We start from the raw sequence: 12,644 nt of genomic DNA on the forward strand, positions 1-12,644 counted from the left end.
GTCGTTCCTGTTGAAGGATGTACGATGAATACCGAGTTTCCAACCATTGCCGACTGTGTCGGCAATACGCCGCTGGTCCGGCTGCAGCGCATGACCGGCGACACCGGCAACACCATTCTGCTCAAACTGGAAGGCAACAACCCGGCGGGCTCGGTCAAGGATCGGCCGGCGCTGTCGATGATCCGGCTGGCCGAGGAGCGTGGTGACATCCGCCCCGGCGACACGCTGATCGAGGCCACCTCGGGTAACACCGGCATCGCTCTGGCAATGGCCGCCGCCATCATGGGGTATCGCATGGTGCTGATCATGCCGGAGAACGCCAGCGACGAGCGCAAGTGGGCAATGACCGCCTATGGCGCCGAGCTCATCCTCGTCAGCAAGGAGCAGGGCATGGAAGGCGCCCGGGATCTGGCCCTGCAGATGCAGAGCGAAGGCAAGGGCAAGGTGCTGGACCAGTTCGGTAATGGCGATAATCCGCAGGCCCACTACACCGGCACCGGGCCGGAAATCTGGCGTGACACCCAGGGTCGGGTGACCCATTTCGTCAGCTCCATGGGCACTACCGGTACCATCATGGGTGTGTCGCGCTATCTCAAGGAGCAGAATCCCGACGTGCAGATCATCGGTCTGCAGCCCACCGAGGGGGCGGCTATCCCGGGTATCCGCCGCTGGCCGCAGGAATATCTGCCGAGCATCTTCGATCAGCAGCGGGTGGACGAGGTTGTCGACATGAGCCAGCAGGAGGCCGAGGAAACCATGCGCCGGCTGGCGCGGGAGGAGGGCATCTTCTGCGGGGTATCATCCGGCGGCGCGGTGGCGGCGGCGCTGCGCCTGAACGCCCGGGTCCGCAATGCGGTTATCGTTGTCATCATCTGCGATCGGGGCGACCGTTACCTGTCCACCGGGGTGTTCGACGGTCAATCATGAACAGACCCCGCGGCAGGTCCAGACACGCCCCGGACGCCCCCGCTGCCACAGGGCAGCGCATCGAGATCGCACTGGAAAGACTCACCCATGACGGCCGTGGCATCGGCCGCTGGCAGGGGCGCACGGTATTTGTCGAGGGGGCATTGCCCGGGGAGCGAGTCACTGCCCGGGTGACGCGGGCCCGCAGCAAGCTGATCGAGGCGAGGCTGGAGCAGCTGCTGCAGGCCAGCCCGGAACGCCAGAGCCCGGCCTGTCCGCATGTCGATCTGTGCGGCGGCTGCAGTCTGCAGCATGTGCCCAGGCAGACCCAGCTTCAGCTCAAGCAGCAGGCACTGGCCCAGCAGCTGGAACATTTTGCCGGGCTGCAGCCGCAACGCTGGATGCCACCGTTGACCGGGCCCGAGTACGGCTACCGGCAGCGCGCCCGGGTATCGGTGCGCTGGGACCCACGCGCCCAGCGTCTGCAGGTGGGCTATCGGCAGCGCGCGAGCAATGCACTGGTGGAAGTGTCGCACTGTCCGGTGCTGGCGCCCCGCCTCGAGCAGCTGCTGCAGGCGCTGCCGGCTGAGCTGCGCCAGCTCGAGCGGCAGGCTGCACTGGGGCATGTGGAACTGCTCGGAGGCGAGCAACCGGGCATGATCGTGCGGCACCTGCAGCCCCTGGCCGAAGGGGACCGGGAGCGGCTGCGCGGGCTCGCCAGGCGGCACGGGGTGGCCTGCTATCTGCAATCCGGCAGTGAAGCGGAACTGCATGTCCTCACCGACGAGGCGGCTCAGCCGGCCTACCGGCTGGCGGATCAGCAACTGGACTTCCACTTCTCCGCCGGGGACTTTACCCAGGTCAATGCAGACATCAATCAGTTGATGGTAAACCAGGCGCTGGAATGGCTGGCCATTGAGCCGGGCGAGCGGGTGCTCGACCTGTTCTGCGGCGTGGGCAACTTCACCCTGCCGCTGGCCCGCGCCGGTGCGCTGGTGACGGGCGTCGAGGGCAGCCCGGAGATGGTGACTCGCGCTGCAGCCAACGCCCGTCTGAATAACCTTGAAGGGGTGCACTTTTTTCAGGGGGACTTGTCGAACAGCCAGAAATCGGAATGGCTCACCCCTGATACTGATTATCACGCTGCGCTGCTGGACCCGCCGAGGGACGGCGCCGCGCACATGACTGCCGTGCTGGCGCGCATGAGGATACCGCGGATACTCTATGTATCCTGTAATCCGGCGACCCTGGCCAGGGATGCGGGCATCCTGGCAGCGGCAGGTTACCGATTGGTGCAGGTGGGCATCATGGATATGTTCCCCCAGACTGCACATGTGGAAGCCATGGCACTCTTCGTGTCGGGCAAGGACAGAAAGTAATGGTACAAGTCAGAGCAGAGCATCCGGTCAATCAGGATGGCACTGTAGATATCGACGCCTGGATAGGGCGCATTCAGCAGAACGTGCCGCTGCCCGAGCCGCAGCTGCTGAAGCAGGCCTGCGAATGGGCTGCCGAACTGGATCGGGCCACCAGTCCCACAGAGCACCGCTGGGCCAACGGCGCCAGCAGTTATCGCACCGGTCTGGAAATGGCCGAGATTCTTGCCGACCTCAAGCTGGATCAGGAATCCCTGGTAGCGGCGGTGATCTATCGCGCGGTGCGCGAGCACAAGACCGGCCTGGCCGATGTGGAGCGCTGTCTCGGCAGTGGCGTGGCCGGACTGGTGGACGGCGTGCAGCGCATGGCCGCGATCAGCGTGTCGCAGAACCCGGTCAAGTCCAACGCCTTCAATACCGCCTCGCAGGTGGAGAACCTGCGCAAGATGCTGGTCACCATGATCGACGACGTACGCGTCGTGCTGATCAAGCTGGCTGAGCGTACCTGCGCCATCCGCGCGGTCAAGGACGCGCCGGAGGAGAAGCGCTACCGGGTGGCAAGGGAGGTTTTCGACATCTATGCACCGCTGGCTCACCGCCTCGGGATCGGCCACATAAAGTGGGAGCTGGAGGACCTGTCGTTCCGTTATCTGGAGCCGCACAAGTACAAGCAGATCGCGCGGCTGCTGGATGAGCGCCGGGTTGATCGCCAGGAGTACATCGAAGCGGTGATGGTGCAGCTGCGCCGCGAACTGGAGGATGCCGGCATCGACGGCGACATCTCCGGGCGGGTGAAACACATCTATTCCATCTGGCGCAAGATGCAGAGCAAGGGGCTCGATTTCAACCAGATATATGACGTGAGGGCGGTGCGGATCCTGGTACCCCAGGTGCGCGACTGCTACACCGCGCTGGGTATTGTTCACAGCCTGTGGCGTCACGTTCCCAACGAGTTCGACGATTATATCGCCAATCCCAAGGAAAACGGCTACCGCTCGCTGCACACGGCAGTGCTCGGTCCCGAGGGCAAGGTGCTGGAGGTGCAGATCCGTACCCACGCCATGCACGAGGAGGCCGAGCTCGGCGTCTGCGCTCACTGGCGCTACAAGGGCACCGACGTCGACAGCAACTCCGACGCCTACGAAGACAAGATCGCCTGGTTGCGCCAGGTGCTCGAGTGGCACGAGGAAATGGGCGATATCGGCGGGCTGGCCGAACAGCTGCGGGTGGATTTCGAGCCCGACCGCATCTATCTGTTCACGCCGGACGGTCACGTCCTTGACGTGCCTCAGGGGGCCACGCCGGTGGATTTCGCCTACCGGGTGCACACCGAGGTGGGTCACAACTGCCGTGGTGCCAAGGTCAACGGCCGGATAGTGCCACTTAATTATGTGCTGCAGACCGGCGAGCAGGTGGAAATCATCACCGGCCGCACCGGCGGGCCGAGCCGCGACTGGCTCAATGCCAACCTCGGTTATGTCAACACGCCGCGGGCCAGGGCCAAGGTCCAGCACTGGTTCAAGCAGCAGGCCCGTGAGCAGAACGTGCATGCCGGCAAGGTCATGCTGGAGCGCGAACTTACCCGCATGGCGCTGACCGGTGCCGACTACGCGATGCTGATCGAGAAGCTCGGCATCCGCAGCCAGGAAGATCTGTTCGCAGCGGTGGGCTCGGGGGACATCCGGCTGGCGCACGTGGTCAATGTGGCCCATCAGCTGGTGGAACCGGACCGGCACAGCGAGCAGCTGGAGCTGATCCCGCGACGGCCGAACCGGTCCGAGCGGCGCGGCGATGTGCACATCCAGGGCGTCGGCAACCTGCTGACCCAGCTGGCGGGCTGCTGCCAGCCGGTGCCGGGTGACCCGATCATCGGCTATATCACGGTCGGCCGTGGGGTGACCGTGCACCGTGCCGACTGTGCTACCGCGCTGCAGCTGCAGGACCGGGAGTCCGAACGGCTGATCGAGGTGAGCTGGGGTGGCGCGCCGGTGAAGACCTACCCGGTGGAGATCTTCATTCGCGCCTACGACCGCTCCGGCCTGCTGCGGGACGTGTCGCAGCTGCTGGCCAACGAGAAGATCAACGTGCTGGAAGCCAGCTCCCGGACCAACCCGGATGACAACTACGCCAGCATGATGCTGACCCTGGAGATTCCCAACCTGCATCTGCTCAGCCGCCTGCTTACCCGCATCGGCCAGTTGCCGAACGTCATCGAGGCCAGGCGCAATCGCCAGGAGCGTCGGGCGTGAGTTATCAGCTCGACGACCTGTTGTACCTGATGCAGCGCCTGCGTGATCCCGAACATGGATGTCCGTGGGATCTGAAGCAGGACTTCGCCAGTATTGCCCCGCATACCCTTGAGGAAGCCTACGAGGTCGCCGACGCCATTGCCGCCGGCGATTACCGCCAGCTGGCAGGAGAGGTCGGCGACCTGCTGTTCCAGGTGGTGTATTACGCCCAGCTGGGGCGTGAAGCCGGACACTTCGACTGGCAGGACGTGGTCGACGGCATCACCCGCAAACTGGTGCGCCGCCATCCCCATGTGTTTCCCGACGGCAACCTGCGTACGCCTCCCGGCACCCTGCGTCTGGACGAGCAGCAGATCAGCCGGCGCTGGGAGGAGATCAAGGCCGAGGAGCGGGCCGAGCGGGCCGATGCGCCGCAGCAGCTGTCGTTGCTGGATGACGTACCCCGCGCGCTGCCCGCCCTGAGTCGCGCCCAGAAGCTGCAGAAGCGCGCCGCCGCCAGCGGCTTCGACTGGGATGCGGTCGATCCGGTCATCGACAAGATTGCCGAGGAACTGGAAGAGGTTCGCGAGGCGATCGGCAGCCGGGATCAGCGCGCGGTGGAGGAAGAGGTGGGTGATCTGCTGTTTGCGATGGTCAATCTGGCCCGCCATCTGAAGGTCGACGCCGAAACAGCCCTGCGCGGCGGCAATGAGAAGTTCGAGCGGCGTCTGCGCCATATCGAGCGCCGGTTGCGCGACCAGGGCCGGGCGTTTTCCGAGGTCGGTCTGCAGGAGCTGGACCGGCTGTGGGACGAGGCCAAGCGCGCCGGACTGTGATCCGCGACATGTTGTCGCGCAACTCCCTGCCCAGCCCCCGAACTCTGGGCGAAGGCCCCCCTCAAGCACGCGGGAACCGTAGCGCATGCGACGAATATCCAATGCCGAACCTGCTTGTGCCGAGCCGGTTGTGAGTGTATGTTGAACGCCTTTTTCGCCGCGAATAACAGGTTTGCGACCCTGGCCGACAGCCAGGAAATGTCAGCCGGCGCTGGTCGTCGGTGGCCCGATTTCCGTTAAGACTGAGGAGTTCAACATGCGCGTGATCCTATTGGGTGCCCCCGGCGCGGGCAAGGGCACACAGGCCCAGTTCATCTGCCAGCGGTTCGGCATTCCGCAGATTTCCACCGGTGATATGCTGCGTGCCGCCGTCAAGGCCGGTACCGAGCTGGGTCTGCAGGTCAAGGAAGTGATGGACAACGGTGGACTGGTTTCCGATGAGCTGATCATCGGCCTGATCCGCGAGCGCATCACCCAGGCTGACTGCGCCAACGGTTTCCTGCTGGATGGCTTCCCGCGCACCATTCCCCAGGCCGAAGCGCTGGTCGAGGCGAACATCGAGATCGACCACGTGCTGGAAATCGCCGTTGAGGACGAGGAAATCGTCGGCCGTATCTCCGGTCGCCGTGTGCACCCCGGCTCCGGTCGTACCTACCACCTGGAGCACAATCCGCCGAAGCAGGAAGGCCGGGACGATGTGACCGGTGACGAGCTGATCCAGCGCGAGGACGACAAGGAAGAGACCGTACGCAAGCGCCTGCAGGTGTACCACACCCAGACCGAGCCGCTGGTCGAGTTCTACCGGAATCTGTCGGCCGTCAACGGCACGCCGAAATGCTCGAAGGTGGAAGGTGTCGGCAGCGTCGAGGAGATCACTGCCCGGGTGCTCCAGGCCCTGAGCTGATCGCCTGCGTATTGCCAACAGGGCCCGTGCCGATGTGAATCGCACGGGCCCTGTTGTTTGCTACAATCGCGCCTTTGTCCCGAGCCCGACCGCCATGACCCCGACACTGCTTGCCCTGGATACCGCCACCGAAGCCTGCTCAGCCGCCCTGCTGCATCAGGGCCGGATTTATCAGCGCGCCGAGGTCATCCCCAGGCTGCATGCCCAGCGTCTGTTACCGATGATTGACGAGGTGATGGCGGAAGCGGGCATTGCCCTGGCCGACGTCGATGCCCTGGTGTTCGGCCGCGGTCCCGGCGCCTTCACCGGTGTACGCATCGCCACCGGCATGGTGCAGGGACTGGCCTTTGCCTGCGACAAGCCGGTGATCGGTATATCCAATCTTGCGGCACTGGCGCAACGGGCCTGGCGCGAGCACGGCGCGGAGCAGGTCTGCGCCGCCATCGACGCGCGGATGGATGAGGTCTACTGGGGTTGCTACCGGCTGGAGGAGGGTGTCATGGTCCTCGCCGGCACCGAAGTGGTGAGCGCGCCCGAGCAGGTCAGCCTGGCCCGTGGCTTCGACAGCCCCGCCGGTGCCGGCACCGGCTGGCAATACGCCGAGCGGCTGGCGGTATCGGTATCCGCCAGCTGGCCCCAGATGCTGCCCGATGCACAGGATATGCTGAGCCTTGCACTGCCCGTCTGGAAATCCGGCCAGCTGCTGGATGCCGCCGAGGCACAACCGGTATATTTGCGCGACAAGGTGGCTACGCCCAGGCAAGGCTGACCTTCCGCCTGGCGGTTTTGCCATCGCCTTCGCCGGCGGCTACCCTTGACAGTACATTCTTCAGTGGAGTCATTCACCGATGCGTCTGGATGGATTTCATCCCGCGGCGCTGCCACCCCGGGCGAAACGGCCCGCGCAGGTGCCGGCCGAGCAGGTCACAGCCCACACGGCGCCCGCCGCGGTTCAGCCCGCGCGCGCGGTGTCCGCCCAGGTTGTCGAGCGTGCCGCAGCGGTCGGTGAATACATCCCCGCCCGCCAGGGGGCATCCCAGCCGGTTCACGGCCACGCCAACCAGGCGCTGGCCAGCTACCAGAGCATGGCGGCGTTGACTGATGTCGAGGACGAGCCCGGCGGGATCTACGGTATCGACGTGTTTGTCTGACTTGTTTTCCGGCGTACCTGATCCGTCCCCCCGTCTTCTCCTCGGTTGCCCGCTGTGGGCTGAACCCGAATGGCGCGGTGCGCTCTATTCCTCCACCGCCGACGCCGACGAACGGCTGCATCAATACGGTCAGGTGTTCGACGCGGTGGAGGGCAATACCACCTTCTATGCCCTGCCCACGCTGGACACAGTGCGGCGCTGGGCCAGTCTGCTGCCGGTCGGGTTCCGGTTCTGTGCCAAGCTGCCCCGGGAGGTCAGCCACGGCGACCGGCTGGACCTCCATCATCCCGAGCTGCAGCGGTTCTTCCGGCATATGGCGCCGCTCGAGCAGCGTCTGGGTCCGATATGGCTGCAACTGCCCGCGCGGTTCGGGCCGCAGCATCTCGAAGAGCTGCCGGCGTTTCTCGATGCCCTGCCGGGTGATTACCGCTACGCGGTAGAAGTACGCCACCCGCACTTCTTCCTCAAGGATGACCGTGAGCGGCGGCTCAACCGCCTGCTGCACGAGCGGGGCATCGAGCGCGTCATGTTCGACAGCCGCGGCCTGTTCGCCAGCCGGCATACCGATCCCGCGACACTCGATGCGCAGAGCAGGAAGCCGCGGCTGCCGGTACACGCGGTAGCGCTGGCGGAGCATCCCACGGTGCGTTTCATTGCCGGGCTGGACAACAGCCAGAGCCTGCACTGGCTGGAGCCCTGGGTGGCCAAGTGCGCCCAGTGGCTTGGCGAGGGGCGCAGTCCGATGGTGTTCATGCACACCCCGGACAATCGCCTGGCTCCGCAGCTGGCGCGCCTGTTTCATGCCCGTCTGGCTGAGCGGTTGCCCGACCTGCCGCCGATGCCCGACTGGCCCGGTGAACTCGAACAGGCGTACGCGCCCGAGCAGGGCGGGCTGTTCTAGGCTGGCCTGTGCTGCGGTACACTGCTGCCCTTTTCTCCTGATCAGGATTGCCATGACCGACTCAGCCCCCGGAACCGTTGCCGTCAGCTGGCTTGTGCCCGGGTTGCAGCAGGCCGCCAGTGAGCTGGCCGGCCGCCTGGGTCTGCCGCTGCAGGCACCCGACGATGCTACGGCAGAGATGCTGCTGCAGCTGGGCGAGGACGGCCTCAGCCTGCGCGCCACCGCAGAGGACGCGCCCGGGGCGATCCGCGTGGATTTTGTCGAGGGCGCGCTGGCCCACCGGCGCCAGTACGGCGGCGGCGCCGGGCAGATGGTCGCGCGGGCGGTCGGTATTCGTGGCGCGCTGCGGCCCCGGGTGCTGGATGCAACAGCCGGTCTGGGGCGGGACGCGTTCGTGCTGGCTTCGCTGGGATGTGATGTCGTGCTCATCGAACGCCAGCCGGTGATCGCCGCATTGCTCGCCGACGGGCTTGAACGGGCCCGCCATGCCGGCGGTGAGGTGGCCGAGATAGCCGGGCGGATGCAGCTGCTGGCGGGGGATGCCATCGAGCTCATGGCGGACTGGAGCGAGCCGGCGCCGGAAGTGATCCACCTCGATCCGATGTTCCCCGAACGGCAGAAGTCCGCCCTGGTGAAGAAGGAAATGCGCCTGTTCCGGCCGTTGGCAGGGGACGATGCGGATTCGCCGCAGTTGCTGGAAGCGGCGCTGTGGCTGGCCAGCCACCGGGTGGTCGTCAAGCGCCCGCGCAAGGCCCCGGCGATCGAGGGCCCGGCGCCCACGGCACAGATGAATGGGCAATCCAGCCGCTACGATATCTACGGCAAGAAGAAACTCGGTACCTGAACCTCGCGGCGTGTCCCTTGCGCCAGAATCACAACTGCCCCAGTATGCATGCTGCAACCAACAATAATATGCCCCGAGGCAAAGAGGTTCATCATGCGTCCGCTTACTCCTGATACGCTCGATATCCGGCCGCGCCGGCTGGACGTTTCCCTGCCCGACCCGCTGCAACGCTGGTGGCTCGGCAATGATCCGTTCCGCAGCCACTTCTTCAATTCGATGTCGGTACTGTTCCCCGACGGCGAACAGTTCTTCATCGACTCGGTACGCCATTTCCGCGATCAGGTCAGCGACCCCGAACTGCAGCAGCAGATCCGTGGCTTCATCGGTCAGGAAGCCCACCACAGTCGCGAGCACATAGAATTCAATCAGCGTCTCAGTGACCTGGGCTACGATATCGGCAAGCTTGAGCGGCCGGTCAAGCGCCGTATCCGTTACGTCAACAAGCACTTCACGCCGCAACGCCGGCTGGCAGCCACTGTCGCCATGGAGCATTTCACCGCCATCATGGCCGATGCGGTACTGCGTGAGCCCCAGTGGCTGGCCGATGCCACGCCGGAGATGAGGCGACTGTGGCGCTGGCACGCGCTGGAAGAGACCGAGCACAAATCGGTAGCCTTCGATGTATACATGCAGGTGTGCGGGGATCGACGCCTGCTGCGCAGGGCGATGCGGCAATCCACCTTCTTCTTCCTGCGCGATGTCACCATCGGCACACTGCACATGCTGCGCCGGGACGGGCAGCTGACCCCGGCGGTCTGGTGGCGCGGGATGCGCTGGCTATGGGGGCGGGACGGCTTCTTCCGCCGTCTGCTCGGCGTGTACCGTGACTTCTACCGCGACGATTTCCATCCCTGGCAGCACGATAACCGCGCCCTGATGGAGGAAGTCGCCGGGGAATACACCGCCACGCTGGTGCGCTGACGGGCGGAACACCGCCGGTGTTGCCGGCGGCAGGTCAGCCGGCGCTGCGGGCCACCTGCCGGATCGACAGGCGGATCTCGGCGCTGAGCACCCGTCGGGCGGTGTTTTCGGCGATGTCTTCCAGCTCGGGCAGGTAATGCAGACGACCTTCTGCGTCCGCGCTGAGCACCTCGAAGTCCCGCAGCCGCTGGATGAACTGGCGGAACAGGGTCTTGTCGAAGAACTCCGGCGCGTTCAGTCCGTGCAGGATGGACAGGCGCTGGGCCATGACGGTGCACAGTGCCTCCAGCTGTTCTGCGGTGAGGCTGCCGTTGGGGTTGTTCAGCAGCAGCGCCGCGACCATGTAGAAACGCTCCAGCATCTGAATGATGCTGCGTGCCAGCAGCGTCAGCAGCACGAACTCGCTGGAGGCGGTATCCGGACGCTGGATCTGGCCATTGTCCTCCTGCAGCAGGCCACAGTCGATCAGCGCATCCACGTGGCGCTGGATGACCCCGGACAACTCCTCTTCCTGCCAGTGCATGAACAGCTCGCCCTGCAGATAGGGATACAGGGCGCCGGCCAGCCGCTCGATCTGCTCGCGGTTCATCCGCGGATTGTTCAGGAACAGGCTGGCGATGAGCGCCGGCAGGGCGACCAGATGCAGGATGTTGTTGCGGTACCAGGTCATCAGCACTGCCTGCGGCTCGTCCAGATAGAGGATCTCCCCCAGCGCATCGGACTGGCGCCCCATCATGCCCATCGACTCGACGTGCCGTATCTGCTCCTGGCCGCTCATTGCGGACAGCGTGACGTTGGCGCTGTAGGGCGCGGCGCGCAGCAACTGGGTGAAGGTGTCCAGCGTGCGGGCCAGGGTGGCTTCATCCAGGGCCAGTCGCCGTGTCGACAGCATGACCAGGGCGACCATGTTCACCGGGTTGACATCGGCCGCGGCATTGATGGCGGCGCCAAGGGTGCGGGCCAGGTGGGAGGTGATCTCCGGCAGCCAGTCGGGGCGGTAGTCGGGGGCGTCGCGCTGCTCGCGCCAGTCCGGCTGGTGGCGGTCGAGAAATTCGCTGAGCGCCACCGGCTCGCCGAAATTCACCGCCACTTCGCCGAACTTCAGTTTGAGTGCCGACAGGACCCGGAACAGATCGAACACCGATTCCTTCTTCTTCGCCTGGCCGCGCAGTTCGCCGAGGTAGGTACGACCTTCCAGCACCCGCTCGTAACCTATGTACACCGGCACGAACACGATAGGGCGGCGGGACGAGCGCAGGTAGCTGCGCAGGGTGATGGCCAGCATGCCGGTGCGTGGATCCAGCAGCCGCCCGGTGCGCGAACGGCCGCCCTCGATGAAGTATTCCACCGGAAAGCCGCGGCTGTAGAGCAGATGCAGGTATTCATTGAACACCGCGGTATACAGCTGGTTGCCGCGGAAACTGCGGCGCATGAAGAAGGCACCGCCGCGGCGCAGGATGCTGCCGATGACCGGCATGTTGAGGTTGATGCCGGCGGCGATATGGGGCGGCGTCAGGCTGTTGCGAAACAGCAGGTAGGACAGCAGCAGATAGTCGATATGGCTGCGGTGGCAGGGCACATAGATGATCTCCTTGCCCTGGGCGATGTCCTGCACGTTGGCCAGATTGTTCACCCTGACGCCGTCGTACAGCTTGTTCCAGAACCAGGACAGCACCACCTCGAGAAAGCGGATGATGGTGTAGGTGAAATCCGAGGCAATCTCGTTGGCGTAACGGGCGGCCCGCTCCTGAGCCCTGTCGATGCTGATATTCTGCTCCGCGGCTTCGCGTTCGATGGCGGCGCGCACCATCTGACCCTGCATCAGGCCCTTGAGCAGGGTGTTGCGATTGAACAGGTCCGGCCCGACCACCGCCTGCCGCTGCTCGCGGAAATGCACCCGCAACAGGCGGCTGACCTTGCGCAGGTTGCGGTCATGGCCCAGGCTCTCCTCGTTCAGCTGCCGCAGGGACAGCGGCTCGCCGAAACTGACGCGGATCTTGCGGCCATGCACGAGGATCGCGAAGAACTTGCGCAACTTGCCGCCCACGCCGGCCTTGTAGGCAAACAGCAGCTTCAGCGGGGACGACTCGACATCCGGCGACTGACCCCAGAACACGGTGACCGGCACCAGCTGGACATCCGGTGTGACACGCAGCTCCACGGCCGTGAGTGCGCGCAGCAGCCGGGGGGCGCGCTTGCGCGGGTCGGGCCGGCCGCTCCAGGGCAGCTCGCCGGTCAGATAGAAATAGGATTCTTCCTCTTCCAGGCTGCCGCCCGGTGGCAGGATCGGTCGTGGCAGACCCAGGCGGGTACACTCCCGGTCCAGCACCAGCAGGTCGGAGAAGGAACGGTCCGGGAGGACATAGAGTATCGGTCGGTCGGGAGCGGGCAGCACCCGGTTCATGGGGTCACCGATACTTTCGGCTCGGGCCCAGAAGAACAGCAGGCTGCGCATGAAGGTGAAGCGCAGGCGCCCGAACAGTGACGAATAGACAGCGGACATGGTGCTCCCCCGAGCATTCAACCGGCCAAGATCAGGGCGGATTGTAACAGTTTTTCTCCGCCACCCGAGGGGGG

General features: G+C 65.2%; 11 protein-coding genes. 10 read left to right on the forward strand and 1 reads right to left on the reverse strand.

Annotated elements, in window-relative coordinates; genetic code table 11:
- Nucleotides 1–24: 24 nt before the first annotated feature.
- The 10 genes from cysM (at nt 25) to IEW63_RS01445 (ending at nt 10,067) form a co-directional block, all read left to right on the forward strand.
- Nucleotides 25–927 (forward strand): cysteine synthase CysM, encoded by a 903-nt coding sequence (gene cysM / locus IEW63_RS01400; RefSeq protein ID WP_188634810.1) that lies wholly within the window; start codon nt 25–27, stop codon nt 925–927.
- A complete protein-coding gene (rlmD, locus tag IEW63_RS01405; protein ID WP_188634811.1) occupies nt 924–2,285 on the forward strand; it encodes a 23S rRNA (uracil(1939)-C(5))-methyltransferase RlmD in 1,362 nt (453 codons plus the stop codon). The genes cysM and rlmD overlap by 4 nt, the downstream gene beginning before the upstream one ends.
- Entirely contained in the window at nt 2,285–4,531 is a 2,247-nt protein-coding gene (gene relA / locus IEW63_RS01410) for a GTP diphosphokinase (protein WP_188634812.1), read from the forward strand. Before rlmD ends, relA begins: the two co-directional genes overlap by 1 nt.
- The gene (gene mazG, locus IEW63_RS01415; protein ID WP_272872563.1) at nt 4,528–5,346 is read left to right on the forward strand and encodes a nucleoside triphosphate pyrophosphohydrolase; all 819 of its coding nucleotides are present in this window, start codon (nt 4,528–4,530) and stop codon (nt 5,344–5,346) included. Before relA ends, mazG begins: the two co-directional genes overlap by 4 nt.
- A gap of 256 nt (nt 5,347–5,602) precedes the next feature.
- On the forward strand, nt 5,603–6,250 hold the full coding sequence (adk, locus tag IEW63_RS01420) for an adenylate kinase (protein WP_188634813.1): 648 nt from the start codon (nt 5,603–5,605) through the stop codon (nt 6,248–6,250).
- Between the two features lie 94 nt (nt 6,251–6,344).
- Complete coding sequence (gene tsaB / locus IEW63_RS01425; RefSeq protein ID WP_188634814.1) at nt 6,345–7,019, forward strand: tRNA (adenosine(37)-N6)-threonylcarbamoyltransferase complex dimerization subunit type 1 TsaB; 675 nt, start codon at nt 6,345–6,347, stop codon at nt 7,017–7,019.
- A 199-nt stretch (nt 7,020–7,218) separates the two neighbouring features.
- Nucleotides 7,219–7,401 carry a hypothetical protein gene (locus tag IEW63_RS01430; protein ID WP_188634815.1) on the forward strand — a complete coding sequence of 61 codons (183 nt, stop codon included), beginning with the start codon at nt 7,219–7,221 and terminating at the stop codon, nt 7,399–7,401.
- Nucleotides 7,394–8,302: a DUF72 domain-containing protein gene (locus IEW63_RS01435; protein ID WP_229710265.1), complete on the forward strand. Its 909-nt coding sequence runs from the start codon at nt 7,394–7,396 to the stop codon at nt 8,300–8,302. The genes IEW63_RS01430 and IEW63_RS01435 overlap by 8 nt, the downstream gene beginning before the upstream one ends.
- Before the next feature lie 52 nt (nt 8,303–8,354).
- The gene (locus IEW63_RS01440) at nt 8,355–9,146 is read left to right on the forward strand and encodes a class I SAM-dependent methyltransferase (protein WP_188634817.1); all 792 of its coding nucleotides are present in this window, start codon (nt 8,355–8,357) and stop codon (nt 9,144–9,146) included.
- Between the two features lie 93 nt (nt 9,147–9,239).
- Complete coding sequence (locus IEW63_RS01445; protein WP_188634818.1) at nt 9,240–10,067, forward strand: metal-dependent hydrolase; 828 nt, start codon at nt 9,240–9,242, stop codon at nt 10,065–10,067.
- A gap of 34 nt (nt 10,068–10,101) precedes the next feature.
- Here the strand turns inward: IEW63_RS01445 and plsB are convergent, their stop codons facing one another.
- Nucleotides 10,102–12,570, reverse strand: coding sequence for a glycerol-3-phosphate 1-O-acyltransferase PlsB (gene plsB, locus IEW63_RS01450; RefSeq protein ID WP_188634819.1), 2,469 nt, complete (start codon nt 12,568–12,570; stop codon nt 10,102–10,104).
- Nucleotides 12,571–12,644 lie beyond the last annotated feature (74 nt).

The sequence above is a fragment of the Halopseudomonas pertucinogena genome (genome assembly GCF_014646575.1).
In the GTDB taxonomy this organism is placed as follows: Bacteria; Pseudomonadota; Gammaproteobacteria; order Pseudomonadales; family Pseudomonadaceae; genus Halopseudomonas; species Halopseudomonas pertucinogena.

Coding starts and splice junctions, on each gene's coding strand:
- cysM (WP_188634810.1), top strand. CDS start 25: ATGAATACCGAGTTTCCAACCATTGCCGACTGTGTCGGCAATACGCCG.
- plsB (WP_188634819.1), bottom strand. CDS start 12,570: ATGTCCGCTGTCTATTCGTCACTGTTCGGGCGCCTGCGCTTCACCTTC.
- adk (WP_188634813.1), top strand. CDS start 5,603: ATGCGCGTGATCCTATTGGGTGCCCCCGGCGCGGGCAAGGGCACACAG.
- IEW63_RS01445 (WP_188634818.1), top strand. CDS start 9,240: ATGCGTCCGCTTACTCCTGATACGCTCGATATCCGGCCGCGCCGGCTG.
- rlmD (WP_188634811.1), top strand. CDS start 924: ATGAACAGACCCCGCGGCAGGTCCAGACACGCCCCGGACGCCCCCGCT.
- IEW63_RS01440 (WP_188634817.1), top strand. CDS start 8,355: ATGACCGACTCAGCCCCCGGAACCGTTGCCGTCAGCTGGCTTGTGCCC.
- relA (WP_188634812.1), top strand. CDS start 2,285: ATGGTACAAGTCAGAGCAGAGCATCCGGTCAATCAGGATGGCACTGTA.
- tsaB (WP_188634814.1), top strand. CDS start 6,345: ATGACCCCGACACTGCTTGCCCTGGATACCGCCACCGAAGCCTGCTCA.